At 59.0% G+C, this 19,950-nt stretch carries 9 protein-coding genes and 2 pseudogenes; 6 read left to right on the plus strand and 5 right to left on the minus strand.

Features of this window, described 5'->3' with window-relative positions; genetic code table 11:
* Positions 1–69 precede the first annotated feature (69 nt).
* A complete protein-coding gene (locus tag GGD63_RS16760; protein WP_183243863.1) occupies positions 70–1,896 on the minus strand; it encodes an NEL-type E3 ubiquitin ligase domain-containing protein in 1,827 nt (608 codons plus the stop codon).
* A 4,105-nt stretch (positions 1,897–6,001) separates the two neighbouring features.
* On the opposite strand from GGD63_RS16760, the pseudogene GGD63_RS40970 reads away from it, so the two are divergent.
* The 4 genes and pseudogenes from GGD63_RS40970 to GGD63_RS16780 all read left to right on the plus strand — a co-directional run bounded on the left by GGD63_RS40970 (position 6,002) and on the right by GGD63_RS16780 (position 11,878).
* Positions 6,002–6,967, plus strand: a pseudogene (locus GGD63_RS40970) (cytochrome-c peroxidase).
* Positions 6,968–7,611: 644 nt separating this feature from the next.
* The gene (locus tag GGD63_RS16770) at positions 7,612–8,094 is read left to right on the plus strand and encodes a hypothetical protein (RefSeq protein WP_183243865.1); all 483 of its coding nucleotides are present in this window, start codon (positions 7,612–7,614) and stop codon (positions 8,092–8,094) included.
* 28 nt (positions 8,095–8,122) lie between these two features.
* Positions 8,123–9,259, plus strand: a complete 1,137-nt coding sequence (gene modC / locus GGD63_RS16775) for a molybdenum ABC transporter ATP-binding protein (protein WP_183244210.1) — start codon at positions 8,123–8,125, stop codon at positions 9,257–9,259.
* A 1,083-nt stretch (positions 9,260–10,342) separates the two neighbouring features.
* Positions 10,343–11,878: a S10 family serine carboxypeptidase-like protein gene (locus tag GGD63_RS16780; RefSeq protein ID WP_179733769.1), complete on the plus strand. Its 1,536-nt coding sequence runs from the start codon at positions 10,343–10,345 to the stop codon at positions 11,876–11,878.
* Between the two features lie 1,012 nt (positions 11,879–12,890).
* On the opposite strand, the pseudogene mdoH reads toward GGD63_RS16780, so the two are convergent.
* Positions 12,891–14,418 (minus strand): annotated as a pseudogene (mdoH, locus tag GGD63_RS16785) (glucans biosynthesis glucosyltransferase MdoH); the annotation flags it as partial.
* A 1,106-nt stretch (positions 14,419–15,524) separates the two neighbouring features.
* Between mdoH and GGD63_RS16790 the strand changes: the two are divergent.
* Positions 15,525–16,079, plus strand: a complete 555-nt coding sequence (locus tag GGD63_RS16790; RefSeq protein ID WP_091956588.1) for a peroxiredoxin — start codon at positions 15,525–15,527, stop codon at positions 16,077–16,079.
* Between the two features lie 3 nt (positions 16,080–16,082).
* The gene (locus tag GGD63_RS16795; protein WP_183243867.1) at positions 16,083–16,631 is read left to right on the plus strand and encodes a carboxymuconolactone decarboxylase family protein; all 549 of its coding nucleotides are present in this window, start codon (positions 16,083–16,085) and stop codon (positions 16,629–16,631) included.
* Positions 16,632–16,863: 232 nt separating this feature from the next.
* Here the strand turns inward: GGD63_RS16795 and GGD63_RS16800 are convergent, their stop codons facing one another.
* The 3 genes from GGD63_RS16800 to GGD63_RS16810 are packed head-to-tail and all read right to left on the minus strand — an operon-like array spanning position 16,864 to position 19,628.
* A complete protein-coding gene (locus GGD63_RS16800) occupies positions 16,864–17,160 on the minus strand; it encodes a ferredoxin family protein (protein ID WP_183243869.1) in 297 nt (98 codons plus the stop codon).
* 38 nt (positions 17,161–17,198) lie between these two features.
* A complete protein-coding gene (locus tag GGD63_RS16805; RefSeq protein ID WP_183243871.1) occupies positions 17,199–18,506 on the minus strand; it encodes an FAD-dependent oxidoreductase in 1,308 nt (435 codons plus the stop codon).
* A 12-nt stretch (positions 18,507–18,518) separates the two neighbouring features.
* The gene (locus tag GGD63_RS16810) at positions 18,519–19,628 is read right to left on the minus strand and encodes an electron transfer flavoprotein subunit alpha/FixB family protein (protein WP_100233554.1); all 1,110 of its coding nucleotides are present in this window, start codon (positions 19,626–19,628) and stop codon (positions 18,519–18,521) included.
* Between the last annotated feature and the right edge of the window lie 322 nt (positions 19,629–19,950).

Here is a 19,950-nt window from a genome sequence, read left to right on the forward strand (position 1 = left end):
AAGGATCGATGACTGTCTTCACCTTGTGAGCGGCTAGGCGGATCGACGGGCCCTTCCATCAGAGGAGGCTCATAGATCAAGGCCGAGTTTCCCGAGCACCCGGTGCATGACCGCGCTTTTGATCTCGCGGGCGATCTCGTTTCGGATCTGGGCTCCGAGCACCCGCTCGGCATCGGCATCGCCTGTCAAACCTTCCTCGGCCAGTCGGAGATTCAGACGGGTTTGAAACTCTTCGCCCATCGCGTCGACGAGCCGCTCCTGCATGGCAGCATAATCTTCGGGCGCGATGCGCCTGGTCACGCTTTCCCACGGTTGCCAGCGTGTTGCCAGATAATCGGCAAATTCCGCCGCTTCCTGATTCCGCACCGATGCCCCAGCGCTGGCCACATCATCCTCGGTCACGTGAGAGACGTTCATGAAGCGCATGTCGGGAGCGATGTGCCGCAGCTCGAGCTGGTCGCGCAGCTGGGTCTGGTAGGCAAGGTAGACCTCGATTTCATCGACGTCCGCGTCGGGATCGGCACGACGAAGCGAGTTGACCCTCTCGCGCGCGATTTCGTCTAGCGCTTCCAAGCGAAACATGACGCGTCCGTGCTGGAGCAGTTCGCCAAGGCGCCCGTCATAGACGCCGTCCTCGACATCAGCGTTCAGGCGTGCGGTCTGCATGCCGTTCCAGGCCAAAGTAATGCGATCCTCGCAGCTCGCGTTCGCCCCCGAAGCCAACTGGAAATATTGCTCGCGCAAACGCGGCCTGACGGCTGCCTGCCGCAAATCTTCGGCGACCGCCTGGCGGAACGCCTCGTTGCCATAGTTCACGGTGCCACGGAGCCTGTCGAGGAAGCGTGCATAGTCCGCGGCCCCCGCTTCATGGCCGAAGTGCTGCCAAGTGGCCATTGCCATGGGCTCGTCCTCGAGCCAGTCCGCGGCAACCTCTTGCAGGGACCGCGGCTGAACTTCCACCGCTCCATCCGCCGTCGAGAAGAAAACCTGCGGGCCGGCATAGTGTCCGGCATGCATCGCTGTTGCAAGGCCGGCCTGCACCCAATCGGCGAGCGGATTATTCTCCAGATCAACGCTCGAGTCACGACTTAGCTGCGTCAGCAGGGTCTCGGGCACGCTGGTCAGCTGGTTGTTGCTGGCGCCGAGCCACAGCAGCTCGGGCGGGACCGTCTCAGGCAGGCTGGTCAGCCGGTTGTGGCTGGCGCTGAGCCATTCGAGCTCGGCCGGAAGAGGCTCGGGCAGGTCGGTCAGCTGATTGTAGTCGACGTTCAGACGCTGGAGCCCAGCTGGAAGCCCGGGCAGGTGGGTCAGGCGGTTACCGCTGGCGTCCAACTCCTGAAGCGTTGCTGGAAGGCGTTCTGGCAGGCTGGTCAGCTGATTGTTGTCGACATTCAGCCGCCGCAATCCCCGCGGCAGCTCTGTGGGCAGGCGCGTCAGCCCATTGCTGATGGCATAGAGCCGCCGCAGCCCAGGTGGAAGCTCGGGTAGGCTGGTCAGCCGATTATTGCTGGCGTAGAGCCGTTGGAGGCTCGCCGGAAGGGTCTCGGGCAGGCTGTCAAGCTGATTATCGTCGACATTCAGGCGGCGCAACCCGGCCGGAATGGACGCCGACAAGGCGGTCAGGGACAGAGACGACAGATCTAACGGCTCATTGAGATCACCCGCGCCCCGCCAAGCCCTCGTTACCGCCTGTTGCCGATCCTCATGTTGCCCCTGCCCGTTTTCGGCAGCCCAGTCCGTCAACATCTCGTCCTGCGAGGCAGCCACCTCAGCAGCGGACGCCTGAACGTCCGTTAAGGCCTCTCCCCACTGCGATGCGGCCGGAGAGCCCGGCTCGGAGCTTTCCGAATCGGACGTTGCGGAAGGAGTACCAGCGCCGAGCTGTTCTGCATTCATCGATGTCGTCTCATGGGTAGCAAAATGAAGCAAACGCGCCGGGGCGGCGCGTCTTAGAACTGGTAACCGGCCATGGAGAACGCTCCACCGGCTAACTGCAATGAGGTGCGATCACCACAGCGGGGCCGTCACGCACCGCTGGCGCGAATATGCTGCTGCGAGTGCTACCGAATAACTTCAGACGGGCAGCGAACCCAGCCGAAGTCTCGCTCGTGGATCAGTTGATATTGGAGTCTATCCCGGTGTCCCCTGCCAAATTGGCCCTTTGAGGCGACTCTGCCAGCGAGTAGCGATGTTCATGATACGAGAGCCAGCTGTCGATAAGCTGACGACGCGGAGCGACGAAACTGGACGGCTCCCATCATCAAGTTGCGACACACGAGAAGCTATTCTCTCGCAAACGTCCCGGCCGGCCTGACCTCCGGCCTTTCGGCTCAACGCGCTGCATGTCGTGGCGTAGCCCCACGATCTTTTGGCGCGGATGCTTTCCTCGAAGCTCGGCAGAAATCTAGATTGAAGCTCAACCGCCGCCTTTTGCTGGAACACCGAATGGTCAACGTTGCGCAATCTCGCGCGTGACCACCACTATTGAGAATGCAACGATGACGCTGGCGCGATCTATTTCGCCTAGCGCCCCCGTGAGGCTGGTTTGGAAGGACATAAGACCTCCCGAGCTTTCACCGCAGCGCTCTGTGCGGCCATCAGTGCTGCCGGTCATCGCCTCTGGCCGGATATGAACAGTCTATTCCGCTGGAGTATTTGCTTGCGAGCGCGGGCTGTTCACCCAGCGCGCTTTCTCTGGACCGCTAAAAAAACGATTACGGCTGGGGTCAGACATATTCTGCTGCCGGTATCATTCCATCATCAAGGCCATCTCGCGATTCCAACTGGTCAATGTACTTTGACCCGACGTCCCGTGCAGACGATGCAAATGGCTCCCTGGCCATCGCCCGCAAGCGAGAAAACTGGTAATCAGCAGGCCGTTCCCATCGACCTCCACTTGCGATGCGCCATCAACGCCTGCCAAGTGGGCCTTTATCTTTTACGCATCAGCACGCCTACAACCTGTCGCAGCGTGAGATTCAAGCTATTAAATCGGTCTTCTGAGGCGGACTGTGCACAGCGGATGTCGATAGCAAGATTGTCCATGGACTGCTCATTTGGCTCGACACTGCGTCTAGCCGACATTTGCCTCGGATTGCTAAGATCCCAATCCCGGCACGTGCGTCCTTTGATTGGATGGCGCGTGCCTACGATCGCAGTCAGGCTGGCTCTCCTTCCTTAAGCAATCGTCCCCATGGCTTTCTCATGTTGTTGATGGTCCACCTCGCTCATAAATTATTTATCGGGTAAGCGATTGCGAATGCCGGGTACCACCGCGGGACTGACAGCATCAGAGAGGAGGCGTGCGCAAGAAGCCGCCGCCGCTTTACGCCGCTTGGGCCGCAAGAGCTCGACATCGCTAAGGTCCAAGTCGCGAGCTGTGGCCCAAGTCAGGACGCGCCCAGCGACTCAACAGGCAACAAAGCCGTCAAGCCCTTGCAAGTTCCGCCGCCATCGACCATGGGGACATGCGTCGTGCGTTAACAGTTCCTGCTTGAGCCGTCTGCGTGTCGCACATGAATTTAACTGCTCCGGTTCTCGGTTTTTCTTCGCGCCGCAATCAATTCTGTGGAGCGCAGGAATTGTGCAAGGCACAGGATCGCAGCGCCGTGAAAACGCGAGGATCTGCCTCGATTTCTCGTCGCGCGCGCGGTGTAGGGTGATATTGATGATAAGAGTGGCATACATTGAACTGCTCGCCGAAAGACGGGCGGGACGTCGCAAGTCCTAGGATGCAGTTGCTATGCAGGAATGCGGAGCCAAGGAATGGCCCCTCGATGACGATCGCCATAATTGATACTCCATGGACACGAAGTGAACTATATCTGTGATGGCTTCAATTGATGATCCACTGAGTGAGATCAGATGGCTGCGGAACGAAATCTGGCGCTGCCGTCGATTCCTTAAAAGGGACCTACCTGGGGCGGAGCGCAAGGCCGTTGAGAAGCGTCTGCTTGAACAGCTTTCTGCCTTTGAACGGCTCTTGTCGACGGCGTTTCCTTTGACCTTGAGCCCTAAAGTGTATTCGGCCAAGAGCACCACGATCGGGCGAAGCGACTCGCCTGAAGCGCCCGTCGAGAACGCCGCAATGGCATCAAGCGGTTCCTTCGGGAAGTCGATGGGGGGCTAACAAAAACGTTTCCTCGATCTATCTGTACCTTGAGCCGGGCAGTCGAAACGAAACTGATCCCCAGCTGAGAAATCTGAGGAAGACGCGATCGAACAAACCTCCAATGCTCACATTTCGCCGATCGTTTGCAAGTTATAGCCGATTTGGGCCATCTGCCGGAAAATACTTGGTTGCCGACCACAACGCCGTAGATTGATGCGCAGAACGGATTCCTGCAGATGTCCGGCTGTACCCACCACAGTTTACGCAGATTGTCCTCTCGACCGGTTACAGCGGGGCCGATGGCAATCTCACGACGGCCTTAAAGTGGGCGGATGGCTGCAGCGCTGAAAAAAGCGCAACTGCTGCAGCACGAAATCGAGGTTCAGAGCGCATTACAACCTCGTAGCACGTATGGGCGCACTATCGATGGCTGATCGAGGCCAATCGATTCACCGTGCTCAGCCGCCCTGATAGATGAACTGCGGCTCGGCAGGCTGAAGTTTCCAGCCCGCTCGACTTTCGGCCACCAAGCGGGCCAAACTCCGGCGCCCGACAGCCTGAATACCTCACTGCCGCTCCATTTTTGCAACTGCCGCTCGGACGCCTCACTCTCGTTGAAGGACGACCGGAAGCCTGTTGAGACGTCGTCTCGGTCCGTCGTTTCTCTCCGCGGCGGTTGGCACCATGCGGCGGCATTCGCCGCGCAAGTTTTTGAAATTGTCCCTAAGACAAAACATCGCTACGTCCACTTCGCTACGCCCTGTAAAGCGGTCACAGAAGCGGATCACGTCTGATCTGCACGACATCAAGACTTGCTCGGTCCGCCGATCTCGCGCGCGAGCGTGTCCTGTGCACCAGGTCGCTGCGATCGCGATCCCGGCGAGGGCGGCTGCACAGCGACGCGCATTGCAAGTCCAGCCCATTCGTCGCTCTTGATTCACCAAACCTCTCTTAAGCCGCATATCCATCACTATTGTTCTCGGCCGCGCGAGCATAACCTGTTTACCGGATTGGGCCGCCTCTGTCTCGCTGTTGCGGGCCGACGCCATGATTGCGGGCTCGCGAATCATCGTCGCGCCACGCGCAGCACGCTGATGCAAAGACCGAGATACAGCAGAGATCTGCCGTTTACCGCTTGTGTGTCGATGCTGGCTCCCAATACGGCGCTTTGCTTCGCAATGCTACAACCTGACGCCACGATCGATTCAAGCACTTTGAGGGTCGTCAAATGTGTGAGACGGGCAGCATACCCACATTAGGGGCAGTAGGACGAACTCCCGACAACGGGACGCCTGACCGACTGCCCTCGGGACGAACGTCCCCGATGTTGGTCGATGACGCTCTGCCTGGTGTTGGGTTGAGGGCGTCAAGGGCACGCATCGAGACGATCAGCGACAAGCTGGGTGGACGCAGCTCGCTTGTTCGCGGCTCCAACCAGCTGACCTGCAGAGAAGAGTTTCGTACGATGGGCTTTGAGAAGTACAGAGGTTTGGACCGACAGGCCAAGGTACCATGGCTGCATGGTGATCGTCGTAACTGTCACCTACGGTCGATACCACAGCCTCAAGCCGGCTGCTGCTATTCACGGTGGGCAATTGCTCAAAACCAGCTCAGCGGCCTCGAGCCGCTGGCATGCCGATTGCTACAAACACCGACAGCGCGTCAGCCTGGGTGCAGCCTAGCCGGAACCCGGAAGACACCATGCGTGGTCGACGTCTTTCTGCGGACGGGCGCGGACCGCGCGTTACGTTCGCGATTCCACGATCTAGGACAAAAGCGAGCCTTCACATGAGGAAATTAGCGGTACGCGAGCTTTCCTTGGCCGGCAGGTTAAGTGTTGTGGCCGCAGCCATTCTGATTTTGCGAGCAGCAGGCGCCAATGAGGATTAGATGAGCGCCGCCAAGCTGATTTTCAAGCCGATTCCCTCAATCGTTCCTGCGGTGAAGGACAATCCTATCACCCATGAAAAGGTCACACTTGGCAAATCCTTGTTTTTCGTCCGAGGCTATCGGCGAGCGGGGTTATTAGCTGCAACACGTGCCATAACCTTGGGACTGGCGGGGTAGATGCCGGCCCAATGTCGATTGGTCTCGCTGGCAGCTGGGGTCGCGTCGTGCGCCAACAGTCTATAACGCGGTCTTCAACGTGGCGCAGTTCTGGGATGGGCGCGCGGCCGATCTTAAGGCGCAGGCCGCAGGCCCTGTCCAGTCCAGGGTCGAATGCGACGCCCGAACGCGTGCTCAGCACATTGAATTCAATGACTGATTATCGTTATGTTCAGTAAGGCTTTTCCCAATGATGCGGCGCCCGTGACGTTTGAAAATCTCGAAGGCCATCGAGGCTTTCGAGGCGACCTTGACTACTCCTGCCGCCCCCTCGATCAGTACCTCGATGACGACGGATATGCTCTCACTGATCAGCAGAAAGCCGAGCTGAAACTATTCATCGAAAAGGGATGCTCCTCTTGCCACAACGGGATCAACGTCGGTGGACAGGATTACTTCCCGTTCGGCATGATCAAAGGCCAGCCGAAAGCCTGCTCCGAGGGAAGACAAGGGTCGTTTTTCCGTCACCAAGGATCTCGGCGATGAGTATGTTTTCCGCTCGGCGCCGTTGCGCAACGTCGCATTGCGCCCCCCTACTTCCATTCTGGTCAGGTTTGGAGTCTTAAGCAAGCGGTTGGCGTAATGAGTGCGGTTCAGCTTGGTGCAAAGCTCAGCGATGAAGAAGCTGACGAGGTTGTCGCCTTTCTGAATTCGCTCACCGGGCAGCTGCCAAAGATCGATTACCCTGTACTGCCCACCCGGACCATTGCAATCCCGAGGCCCTCCTTAGACAATAGGCCTTCACGATAGCGACACGCTACGTTGTGATTAGGAGGGAGATAGCGCTGCCGCAACGAAATCAGGCGATGTTGCGATCCAAGCTGGAGCATTCAGTGGGCCCACCTTGCGAGCCTCGAGCCCCAACCCGTTGGTCGCTGACGCAAGAATTCCTGAGGGGGCCAGTCAAATTGTCCATCTTTGGCAGCTCAATCCTGGGTCACCTGGCATTGCAACGACTCTGCGCGCTGAAATGCGCGGCGTAGCCGCTGCTGCGAGGAAGATTCTTTCCCGTAGTTCGCGGGCACCGCATTTCATTTCAGATCAGTCCTTTTTCCAAGCGCCCGGCAGCCGACCTTCTCCCGCGCGCACATCGGAAGGTGTGCCAAATCGGCGCATGGACTTGTGCATCATTGACGAGTTTTACGGCCGCGTGTTCGCCAAAGCACATCTCAAATGCAAGAGGCGATGGTTCATCCTCAGCTTCATCTCCTAGCTCCTGCATGTGCGGTTGGTGACGCGAGCGTCCAAAGCCCTACAATGAGATGCGGCGATTTAAGAGGTCCGGTGGAGACCGATACAAGGCCACCCCTTGCCGCTAGAAGCGGCACGCGAATTGCTGGCAAGGAACAACAAATTGCTGCGAAGAAAGTGGTGGCGGCAGGACCGGAGTTCCAATGTGGCTTATCCGATACATTCTGATCGACCTGGCTTTGACGCTCCTCGGACACGAGAATGCACACGCCATCACTATCGCGCGCGGCGGAAACTTCAAATCAGCTACTAAAGCTACGGGATCCTTGATAGGGATTCCCGGCCCCGAGGCCAGCATTCAACTCTGGCGTGAGCCGACCTGCGTGCCGTCAAGTCTCAAGGCGCGTTATTTGGACATTCAGCAGAAGCCCTTGGCGAGCCGAAGCGAGCTGACAGCCTGGCCTGCCGGAAAGGGGCTTTGCTTCTCGTTGGCAAGCGCACGCGACGCCACCGACTGTCTCGATCCTCACCGCGCGAGGATGCAACAAGCCTCTGGTCTTAACATCGCTCTGCAGTTCGTCGCCGCACCTATGCCCTTCCTAGCAGAGGGGTTGTTCTGGAGCGACGGAGTCAATGGTCAACGGCACAGCCATCATCTCCATTTGCGATTTGTGTTCGCGGCTTGATGGAAAGATACAGCACAGGCACAGGTTCATGAGAGAAGCAAAAGCAGGCTATATTGAGGTCTACTTCAACGGCTCTCTCGCGAACATTCCGCTGGATGCGCAATTCAGCTTACCAGCCAAAGGCGTTACAGCGATCTTTGGTCCGCCCGGGTGCGGCAAGACCACGCTCGCGCGCTGCATAGCTGGCGTGCAGCGTCTGCCCGACGGGTTCTGTGCGATCGATGGAGAGATTTGGCAGGATAAGACAACCTTTCGACCGCCTCATCTGCGTCCCGTCGCATACGTATTCCAGCTACCTACCCATTTTTCTGGCTGGTCTGTACGGCGCACCCTTCTCTACAACACGTCAAAATCGACATCGGCACTGATCGATTTTGATGGTGTGGTCGAATTACTCGCCTTGGCGCCGCTGCTCGAGCGTTTGCCGTCACATCTTTCTATGGCCGAGCGACAACGACTTGCCCTTGGCAGAGCGTTGTTAAGCCAGCCTCGACTGCTTTTGCTGGACGATCCGCTCATTGTGCTCGATCGCTCCGCCAAATGCGAGATCATGCCATTTCTCGTGCGCATGCGGGACAAGCTCCCATTGGCGATGATATACGTTAGTCATGACATGGCTGATATTGAGCATTTTGCCGATCATCTTGTCATGATGAAAGATGGCGCCGTGACTGCAGCCGGACCGCTCAATGTCGTTCAGAGCGCTCCGGAGCTTGGCTGGCGGGACGAAGCGGCAGTCTGTCTTGATACCCTGGTCGGCGGCTATGACGGACGCTATGGCCTGCTCAAGCTCCGCCTCAAGGGAGAGCGGCTTCTGATACCTGGAGCGCCGCTGAGACCCGGCACGAGACTGCGGCTCCGGATCGCAGCCGGCGACGTCAGCATTGCGTGCAAGCCCCAGCGTACAAGCTCTATCCTTAATGTATTTCCGGCACGCATCAAAGCCTCTCTGCCGTTCGACGAGGCTGAGGTCACCTTGGTTCTGTCTCTGGGAGCTTGCAATTCTGGCGTGCCGCTTTTGGCCCGCATCGCGCGTCGCTCCTTTGATGCACTGCGGCTCAGCGATGGAGCGGACGTATTGGCGGAAATCACGCGCGCTGTTCCACTCGGGGCTGCCCAGCCGCTCTTGCAGCGTTTGCCAAATTGGCATGAGAACGTTCGATAGCTGTGCCTCATACGAGAACCACATCAACAGATCCCGTTCGAGAATCGATACTATGAATGGATGAGATTCGAATACCGTGGGGCAATTGTCGACCGCCGTAACCGTAGGCTACGGGCCGATTTTGCTTAGGATCTCGCGCAGCAACGCGTACGCATCGGTGGCGTCGTCCAAAATCGAGGCGATCTGGGGAGATCTGGTGCCCCATCTGAGCGACCAGGAAAATTGTTTGGCTCTTCCTTCCAGATTTGGGGCAGCTGGCCCGCTCGACTTAACTGTTCTGTTGATGCTTATCGCTACCGGTTTGGAGCAAACTCGGAAACTTGACGCAACCGATTGATCTCGTGCGGCATAACTGGAGTGGGGGACAAATCATGCGCTTGCAGTGGACATCTCAGTTGCTAGCCCAGTGGTATGAGAGCTTGGGTATAATCACGGCAATCGCGCCGAGGGTCTCTGCTGGTTCGCAAGACGAGATGGGCAAGGCAATCCCGGCGCATGTACACATCAGCCGCGCAACCGATCGTGATCTCGGGATGGGCTTGCGAGGGGGAGCCGCCACACCTAGCCAAGCGCTGGATCGCAACAGAAGACCATCTTTCTGCGGCGAGGAGGCGCTCGCGCGCCCCTGTGCCGAGCGCGCCGGCACAGAATTCACTATTTCGGAAGAGATAGGTCATTAGTTGCCAGCAGCCAGAACAAGGGGCTGAGGCGATCCATTGGTTCTTAGCGAAGCTGAACTAGGAGTCAGGCCAAGGATCCAATACTCACTCTGACGATGGCGGCAAGGTAAACGACGGCCAGGAGATTTCTCGCAATCTTGTCGTAGCCGGTTGTAACGCGCTGAAACCTCCTTGAGCCGGCAGAAGCACGCATCGATAACACCGCATGCTCGTCGGCGAGTTGGGGGTCCACCCGGTTAGATTTGTATGCACGGAGGGAATTCCCCCTTTGTGCGCGCACGCGGTGATGATGACGACTACTGGCTCTAGTAGGTTTGTTGTACCCCCAAATGAGTTAGCGATCAGAATTGCTCTGACAGATGGGTTCCGCGCGCAGGGTGCGCGCCGGGACAGGAGAAACTCGATGCATTTGACCGCGCTGCGCCACACCTCTCTTGCGCTGATCCTGTTTGCCTGCGGGGGAATGGAGAGCGCTCTAGCCGCCGATTCGGCGCCTGTTCAGGTCACTACGCCGCCCGGCCAGAAGGCTGGCGCTGGGCAAACGCCGAGTATGCGATCGCCGGCCGAGCAGCATCGCCTGCCGCCGGACTCCAGCACCGCGCAAACGCTTGAGCTCCCCGGGCGGACGCTTTCTTTCGTCGCGACCGCCGGCTCCATCCGCCTATTCGACGACAAGGGCGAGCCCCAGGCCGACATCGCCTATACTGCCTATCAGCTTGACGGAGCCGACCGCGGCTCGCGCCCCGTAACATTCTTCTTCAATGGCGGACCTGGCTCATCATCGGCCTGGCTGCACCTCGGTAATGCCGGACCGTGGCGGTTGCCGATCAATGCGGACGAGGTCACGCCATCGACCTTTCCGGAGGCGCGGCCAAACGCGGAAACTTGGCTTGATTTCACCGATCTCGTGTTTCTTGACCCCGTAGGCACCGGCTATAGCCGCTTCGTCGGAACCGGCGATGATGCGCGCAAGCAGCTCTATTCCGTTGACGGCGACGTCAACGCGCTCGCGCTGGTGGTCCGCCGCTGGCTCGAAATGCATGACCGGCTGTTGTCGCCGAAATACATCGTGGGTGAAAGCTATGGCGGGATTCGCGGGCCAAAGGTTGTCCAGCAGTTGCAGATGCAGCAGGGCATAGGCATCAAGGGACTGATTATGGTCTCGCCACTGTTCGACTACAGTCAGTTTACCAGCACGAGCCTGCTGCGATACGTCGCAACCCTGCCAAGCTATGTCGCGACCCTGCGCGAAGCCGAGGGTCCGGTAAAGCGATCTGATCTTGCCGACGTGGAAGCCTATGCACGCGGCGAGTTTCTGGTCGATCTCATGAAAGGCCAGGCGGACAATGAAGCGACCACGCGCCTGGCCGACAAGGCTGCAGCGCTGACCGGCATCGACCAGAAGGTCAGTCGTAGGCTGGCGGGCCGCTTCGGCCTCCCGGAGTTCCGCCGTGAACTCGAGCGTAAAAACGGTAAGTTAATTGGCAATTATGACGCCTCGGTGCGTGGCCTCAATCCGTATCCGGACTCCGATTTCCCACTTTCCGGTGATCCCTCCAGCGATACGCTATTGGCGCCTCTGACCAGCGCCACTGTCGATCTGCTTACGCGCAAGCTTAATTGGCGGCCGGACGGGTCTTACGAGCTGCGCAACGGCGCGGTTGGGCGGGCTTGGGATTTCGGTCGCGGCTCTCCAGAGTCCCTTTCACAGCTGCGCCAGATTCTGGCAACGGATCGGAAGATGAAATTGCTCGTCGCACACGGCCTGTTTGACCTCGTCACCCCCTATTTCGCATCGCAGATCGTGCTGGATCAGTTGCCGCCGTTTGCCTCGGCGCCGCGCCTCAAGCTTGTAGTCTATCCGGGCGGCCATATGTTCTATTCACGAGATACCTCGCGCCAAGCTTTTCGTGCAGAGGTCGAAGCGATGATGAAGTAACGCCGACGATTTGGTCACAAGCACGTTCGCGTGAGGCGAATGACTCGCCGAAAGACTTGTATCTCACCTAAAGTCAGGAGCAATGCTCCTGGACGGCCGAGGTTATGATGCGGACCGGAAGAAGGCGCATCGGCCAACATTCCGCCGCGCTGCAATCGCTGAGATCCAATCAATCTTCGCCCGCATCTCTATTTGACCCGGAATTCCGTCGAGCGCTTCCTCAACAACGTCGAGCATACCGGCGCGTGACACGCGAAGACAAACTCACCGCCAACTACCCGGCCTTCATCCAACTCGCATCGCATCAATCAGGCTGTGGGTGCATGTTGATGAGTGCCCGTGCCAAAGCTGGAACGATCTTTGCTACCATCTCGCGGCTGGCTCAAGCATGCAAGAAGAACCGGCGCGCTGAGAGTACATCGGGTCTGGCACGAGCAATGTTCTACGGCTATGAATCAAAATATGTCGCTTGCAAGAGCAAACTCATCTTGCTCCTGGCCTCGACCATCGTTTCGCTCTCTGCAGCGGCACCTGCATCCGCCGCGACTTTTGCGCTGCCATCCGCCGCCTCCGAGACATCCGCGGCAGCGACCCCAATTCTGCTAGCCCGCGACGTCGCAGAGCCTCTGCCTGGAGCGCTAGAACGCCACAAAGCGAGGACGGCATTAATACCTCCAATGAAAGTGGACAATTGTCGATGCGACGACCCCCTAGGGACCCTCGAGCCGGCGACATTGCACGTCGTAGAATTCTTAGCAGCCTTTTTCGGAATATGCGGGTTGGTGCTTTACCAGTTAGTGAAGCTCCACGACAAATACAAAGATGGGAGATCTAGCTAGCACTACCTGGCAAAAACTGACGTCGCGCAACTGGCTGAGGGTGAATCGGTCACGAGCAATGTCAGTACGCCCCCTCAGAGGCGAGAGCGCCGTTGCGCGCAGCGCACGGGAGTTGTCTCGGGTCAAGGACTGGTTCGAGTCCGAGCGAGGTCCGCCAAGCACTCGGTGCGCGTTCATGGCTTCTGCAATACGGTCGAGAGGGCTGAGCCGTCGTTCAAGATCGAGAAGATCTCCCGCGAGGATAGATGATCTGCGGCCTCCTCGAAAGTCTCGCTGGCATCGACCTTGGCACGGCCGACCGCCAGATGGCGTCGACCGTGTCGGGTCTGGTGGGGCGAGGAGGCGGCAGTTGCGCGAGGTGGAAGGCCAGGAGCGCGGCGTCTTGGCGCAGCTCCACCAAGGCGGGGCTGCCCCCTGGGTCCGCCGACGCGTTTAGTTCGTTCGCTCGCCGCAGGACGGAGGGCGGCTCTCGTTCTTCGGGAGTGACAAACAATCTTCCGGAGACGGGCATGGCGGTCAGCGCGCCTATGGGAACGGCGAACAGCAGCCCGACGATGACCGGCGACATCCAGAGCAGAAGGGGCGCGAAACGGCGTAGGCGCTTGCCGCCATCGCAACGCCGCACAGGGTTGGAAAGCCGTATTTCCGATAGAGCTCGCGGCGCTCCACGGTGCCGTCGTCGCGCCTTTGCGTCTGCCAGCCGGAATCGCGGCCGGCCAGAATCTCGACGACCGCGATCGACTGAAAGATCATCATCACCGGCGCCATCAGCGCGGATACGATGATCTCTGCGATAACTCCGGCCGAAGCACGCAACGCGCCGCCAAATTCACGCCGCTCCGAGCGCCGCATCCAGACGAGGACCAGGCTGAGCAGCTTTGGCAACAGCAGCAGCCCCATGGTGGCGACGAACACCCAGATGGCGAGCACGGGATCCTGGGCCGGCCAGGTCGGAAACAGCGAGAAACCCTTGGGAAAATACTCCGGCCGCACAAAGCGGGCCTGCAGCGAGATCAGCATCCCTAGTAGCAGGAAGAGCAGCCACAGCGGCGCCGTCAGATATGCCCCGATGCCCACCATAAAATGCAGCCGCGAGACCCAGTGGAGCCCTCGCGCAGGGACCACGGCGAGATGCTGAAGATTGCCCTGACACCAGCGCCGGTCGCGCGCCGCGAAGTCGAGCAGTGAAGGCGGCACCTCTTCGTAGCTTCCGCCGAGCGTCGGCAGCATGTAGATGCCCCACCCGGCCCGCCGCATCAGCGCAGCCTCGGCGAAATCGTGGCTGAGGATGTGCCCGCCGAGCGGCTTGCGCCCGCGCAGCTGCGGCAGCGCCGCCGCTTCGGCGAACGCCTTCACCCGAATGATCGCGTTGTGGCCCCAGTAATTGCCTTCGGAGCCGTGCCACCAGGCGACGCCGGCGGCGATCATCGGCCCGTACAGCCGGCCCGCGAACTGCTGGACGCGGCTGAAGAGACTTCGCGCATTGACGACCATGGGAAGAGTCTGGACGAGGCCGGCGGTGGGATTGGTCTCGATGGCATGGACCAATCGGACGATGGTCTGCCCGCTCATGAGACTGTCGGCGTCGAGCACGATCATGAAGTCGTAGACGGCGCCGAACCGCGTGATCCACTCGGAGATATTGCCGGCCTTACGGGCCGTGTTGTCGGCGCGATGACGATAGTATAGCCGCGGCGTTCCGATAAGCGTTTGCGGTCGAGCCAAGGTGAGCGTGCGGAACATCGACACTATAACGCGTACTGCTGAAGGAGTTGTCCCGCAGGTTGGACCTAGGCGGCATCCGCATCGAACCACCAATGTCCGTACGGTGGATATTTTCATGCGACCGGGCGGCTGAAGCCTCGGGGGAACTCGCCTCAGGCGGAACTTGCCTCATCCGAAGCGCAACGCGTACTGCTCCCGGGCAAGATCGCATGCGGCACATCGGGGTCGAACTTGGGCTGATCGATTGCCGTTCGAAGACCTACCGGGATTTGATACTTGCGATTGAAAATTCTGCTTCGCATTCAATTACGCCGATTCCCTCACATCCACGACAAGCCGGTCGTGCCTGCACAGCCACATACCCAATGCACCTAAGATCTTGAGACCTTGAGGTCTCGTGATCAAGAAGCTTCAGAGTGATCGCCGCATGTATGATCCAGACTGCACAACCTGACGCTACGTTGAGTTCAAGCCCCAATCGCCGCCGACGGCGGGCCTGGTTGGCTTTCAAGCGTTTCAGGATCCGGCAAATCCTCGAGCTTGGTGATCTGCCGCCGCTTCAAGCGCCTTAATGCGCTAGGCGCCGCAGCCGATGATTACTCGCATCTTGTTTGGCAACGGCGGGAATCTGCGGCCTTATGAGCGCAATCTGTTGTCGCGGCGATACAGCCGCTCTTGTTGGTTCCACAAAACCTCGCGGCTTCGTCAGGTTCAGTATTTTCATTAGATCTTGGCAGGCCGGCAGTCGACTCATTCGGCGCATTGCGAAATGAGGCAGTTTGCTCTGAACGACGCAGAACGAGCTTTGACCAGACGCTGCAGGCGAACATCTCAGGCGGCCGCGCAAAGCAAGGCTGTTCTCATTATTTCTGTATGCGCTGCCTACGACTGTCAACCACTTGAAGCTTTGCAAGGAAGCGCTTGGCTACAGATTTTTCTGAACTTAGCGCTGATCGACGCTTCAAGCGCGCGAAGACATGCCTGTACCAAAGCCGCTGGACTCCACTCCTGAGAACGGATGGCATATAGTTTGCTTAAACAGTGAGGTCACGATCTACTCAAAGCAAATTTGTGAGGACAGCATGCTCGGAATTGGAAGTCAGTTGCCGCCGTTCGAAATCACAGGGGTGAAGCCGTGTTTTCAAGCGCAGGAAGAAGAAGGACAGAGTGCATTCGAGACGCTGACCGAATCGAGTTTTCCAGAAAAATGGAAGATCATCTTCTTCTACCCGAAGGATTTTACCTTCGTCTGCCCAACAGAGATAGCTGAGTTTGCCAGGCTTTCCAAGGATTTCGCCGACCGCGATGCGGTTGTACTGGGTGGTTCGACTGACAACGAGTTCTGCAAGCTCGCTTGGCGGCGCTCACATGTCGATCTGCACAATCTACCCATATGGCAGTTTGCCGACACAAAGGGAACGCTCGTCGATGGTCTTGGGGTGCGTTCTCCCGAAGGGGTTGCCTATCGTTACACCTTTATTGTTGACCCCCAAAACACGATCCAGCACGTCTATGCGACCAACCTCAGTGTCGGGCGCAGTCCTAAGGACACGCTCCGCGTTCTGGACGCGCTGCAAACCGACGAGCTCTGTCCCTGCAACCGCGAAATCGGCGGCGAAACCTTGAAGGTTGCTTGAGGCATGTCGTCGATCGAACAAATAAGCGACAGGATTCCCGACTTCGCGAAGGATGTCAGGCTTAACTTGACCTCCTTGGTGGCCGATGAGACGCTTTCGCCGCAACGAAAATACGGGCTGCTGGTGGCGAGCGCGATTGCCACCCGCAATGCAGCCCTGATTGCCGCGATGGAATCGGCTGCGTCGGCCGTGATGACGTCTGTGGCGATCGCCGCAGCGAAAGCCGCAGCCAGCCTGATGGCAATGAACAACGTTTACTACCGCTTCGCTCACCTTGTTTCCAACCCGGAATACAAAGCGATGCCGCCACGGCTGCGTATGAACGTGATCGGAAATCCCGGCGTGGACAAGTCCGATTTCGAGCTGTGGTCGCTTGCGGTCTCCGCCATAAACGGCTGCGGTGCCTGCATCGATGCCCATGAGAAGACACTGAGAGCCGCGGGCGTCAATTCCGAAGCGATCCAGACCGCCGTGCGCTTTGCCGCGATCATGCAGTCAGTGGCGATCGCAATCGAGGCCGCTAGGCCCAACCCCTCTCAGGCGAGGGGCTGATCCTTCCTCTGCCATCCGATCGATTGCGTTGTGGCGCCACTCAGTAACGCCACAACCAGTCCTTCGCGGCTCCCGAACGAGCGGCACATCTGCACGCCATGGCTTGTGCAGCGTCCCCACGAAGAGTGTCTTGCTCGAATTCCAGCCGCCGCGCAAGTGACGCGGACTGCGCCACTGATGCGGTGTGACCCTATCGCCTAACTCAGTCGCACCACGGCCCCCTGTTTCACCATCACCCAAACTTGAACTGTACCCCGTATCCGCCGCGCGGATGGCTCCATTCGATATCGCCGGTGGGCTCGGCGATGACGCGGCAGGTACCGCACTCGATGCAGCCGTCAACTGTTATCTCGACTTTGCCATCGTCGTTGAGCTCGTAGCATCGCGCGGGGCAGGCTTTCAAAAGTGCAAGTAGCTGCGGCGATGGTGTCGTGTGCGCACGGACCTTGACGTGAGGGTGACCGATGTCGACAAGATAGCGGTTGTAATACAGCTTGTCTTCGACGCGCACTGGGGATTCGACATTCATGGTTTGACCTTCCATCGTTGGGCTTCACACTGTCGCGGTCAGCGCCAGGCCCGGGCAAAACGACATGCATCACCGAACAGACCTGTCCACGACCGCGCCCTGACAAAGGATTTCAGGGTCGCCTTCTCCTTCTCAGCCTTGGGCGTACCATCGACGCGCACAAAGTTTTGCATCGCCTTGGAGATTAGCTGCGGATAGGTGAGAAAGAAATTTTGTGACTGGGTATGCATTAGGGGCGGCAAATCCTTGTACTTCTTCAGATCTTTGATGACGAAGGAATCGTCTAGCATCTTCTTGTAGGCCGATAGATTTGCTGCACTCATCGGCTCGCCGCGCGATTTCACCAGACCTATCGCTTCGGCGGCGATGCGGCCGGAAGTCATCGCGAGATTGGAACCCTCACGATGAACTGCATTGTTGAGTTGGGCCGCATCGCCCACTACGACCCAGCCTTCCCCATAAAGCTGCGGGATCGACTTGTACCCGCCTTCAGGAATGAGATGGGCCGAATACTCCTTGACTTCGGACCCTGCTATCAGGGGCGCCACGGAAGGATGACTCTTGAATTGATCGAGCAGGCCGTAGGGCGTCTGGCTCGTGCGCTGGAAGTCGGCGACGAGACAACCGATGCCGAGCGAAATGCACTCTTTGTTGGCATAGATGAAACCCATTCCGGTCATGCCGCGGGAAATGGTACCGGCCGCCTCGATCACGACGCCTTCATCGCCCCTGAGATTGAAGCGGGCCTCGATAGTCTCGCGGGGCAGGAAGTGCATCTCTTTCACCGCGAGCGCAACGTTGTCGGGTCTCGGCCGCGCGCGTAGGCCCGCGCGCGTCCCGAGCAGGCCATTGACCCCCTCGGCCAGCACGACGACATCGGCATGTATTTCGCCGTCTCGACGATCTGTACGAACACCGACGATCCTTTCACGCTCGTCCCGTACGAGCTCGGTGACGGTCGTCTCGCACAGCAAGGTCGCGCCAGCCTCTCGCACCTTGGAAGAGAACCATTTGTCAAACTGGGCGCGTATAATCGTGTACCGGTTCGGCCGTTCCTCGTTGAAGTCGTCTGAACGGTAATGCATGCCAACATGGGAGCGATCGTCCATCATCCAGAACCGCTGCTCAATCAGGTGACGTTCGAGCGGCGCCTCCTCTCGAAACTCGGGGACCAGCTTTTCCATCATGTCGGCATAGAGGATGGCGCCCTGCACATTCTTCGATCCGGGATATTCGCCGCGCTCGAGCTGCAGCACCTTCATGCCGCGTTTGGCCATGGTCAATGCCGCCGCGTTGCCGGCCATACCGGCTCCGACCACGATCGCATCGAATCTCTCTCCAATCATTATCATCTCCTTCTAGACAGCGATCCGGGCGCGCGAATTCGGCAAAAGCCGAGCGCGAAATGCGGCCGTCAGCGCCGGTAGCAATTGAATGGCGTCACTGACGATCGCGAGATGGGCGAAGTCAAAGATCGGAGCGTTCTTGTCAGTATTGACGGCGACGATCAGATCCGCACCCTCCACGCCAACCCGGTGCTGGATCGCGCCGGAAATGCCGGCGGCAATATAGAGCTTCGGCCGGATGGTTTTGCCCGTCTGGCCGATTTGCCGGTCAGACGTAACCCACCCTTTTTGCACGAGAGGACGCGAGCAGCCATATTCAGCGCCAAGCAGAGTTGCGAGCTCGCGCACCAACCGAAAGTTCTCAGGCGATCCCAGTCCCAGGCCGCCCGCAACCACGACATCGGCATAGGCCAGATTGGAGGTTTCTGCATCGCGGTCGGGTAGGAACGACAATACCTTTGTGACAATGTCATCTTCCACAAGACCGAGCGGATGGACGATGATACGAGCGGCATCGCGTACGACGCGCTCAGGCATCGGCATGACCCGCGGGCGGACGGTTGCCATCTGCGGACGATAATTCAAGGTATAAATCGTGCAGAGCAGCGAGCCGCCAAAGGTCGGACGTGTCGCCGCCAGCGAACCATCGGCGTCGACGTCCAACGCGGTGCAGTCGGCTGTGAGCCCCGTCGACAGAGTCGTCGCCACGGAACCTGCGAGATCGCGACCGAGCGTCGTCGCCCCCAACAGTAGGATCTCGGGCTTGTAGGTGTTGACGAGTTCGGTTAGCGCTTTGGTGTAGGATTCGTTGCGGTAATCCGACAAAACATTGTCGCTCACGAGATAGGCCATATCGGCGCCATAGCAAAATGCGTCAAGCGCGGCGTTACGTGTGTGCTGCCCCTCCGGACCGATAACGACAGCGGCAAGATTCACTTTTAGCCTGTCGGCCAGCCTGCGGCCCGCCCCCATGAGCTCCCAGGAGACCGGATGCACCCGGCCGCGCTCCAGCTCAACGAAGACCCAGACGTGCTTGTAGGCCTTAAAGTGCTCCGGCAGTTCTTTTTTGGCCCCTGCGCGACCGGCCGCCGCCGGCATGGCCGTTCTTGTGACATTGCTCATACTCTAAATTCCCCTCAAAGATAGGCGCGCCCGCGCCACAGGTTTGCTTTTTAGCTTCGATAACTGAAGATCACTTTTGGTCAGCGAGGGGCCGGCTGCTCTGCCCCGTCTGCTTGGTCCGACCGGCCGCACAACAAGAGGCGTCGTCGCGATAGACGTACCGGTCCGGCCGGATTTGGAGCGGTCTTCCACACTGGACGCTTGCGCGCCAGGTTCGACGAGCGCCACCGCAGCGGCCAGGGCGCCGCGGTGGTTGTGACCGGTCGCTTCCATGCCTGAGTTGGCGAGTCCGTTCGCTGCGCAAAACCTGCGCCTCACTTTC

Source organism: Bradyrhizobium sp. cir1 (assembly GCF_014198245.1).
Lineage (GTDB): Bacteria > Pseudomonadota > Alphaproteobacteria > Rhizobiales > Xanthobacteraceae > Bradyrhizobium.